The sequence below is a fragment of the Psychrobacter sp. TB55-MNA-CIBAN-0194 genome (assembly GCF_040309505.1).
Classification (GTDB): domain Bacteria; phylum Pseudomonadota; class Gammaproteobacteria; order Pseudomonadales; family Moraxellaceae; genus Psychrobacter; species Psychrobacter fozii.
In genome coordinates this window covers 1-232 of the sequence record NZ_JBEOOW010000842.1, presented here as the reverse complement: position 1 = coordinate 232, position 232 = coordinate 1, and the positions used below count along the sequence as shown (strand labels likewise).

The 232-nt window shown below is 44.8% G+C and carries 1 protein-coding gene; it reads left to right on the top strand.

The annotated features are described in order from the left end of the window. On the top strand, positions 1–232 hold a 232-nt coding region (locus AAEY75_RS17300), incomplete at both ends, for a septation ring formation regulator EzrA (RefSeq protein WP_352260424.1).

Sequence of the window (232 nt, the reverse complement as noted above, 5' to 3'; positions counted from 1 at the left end):
ACCGAAGCTCATCGCAGACTGCAAACAAACTGTGCCAGGTCAGCTGACGAAGCTGAAAGACGGTTATAAAGAAATGACAGACAAAGGCTACAAGCTAGAGCACATCCAGATCACAAAAGAGCTGGAGAACTTGAATAAACAGCTGACCCGGGCGGAGAAACTGCTGATTGATGAACTCAATTTAGATGAAGCATCAAGCATTCTGCAAATGATTGATGATGCGATTCAGACG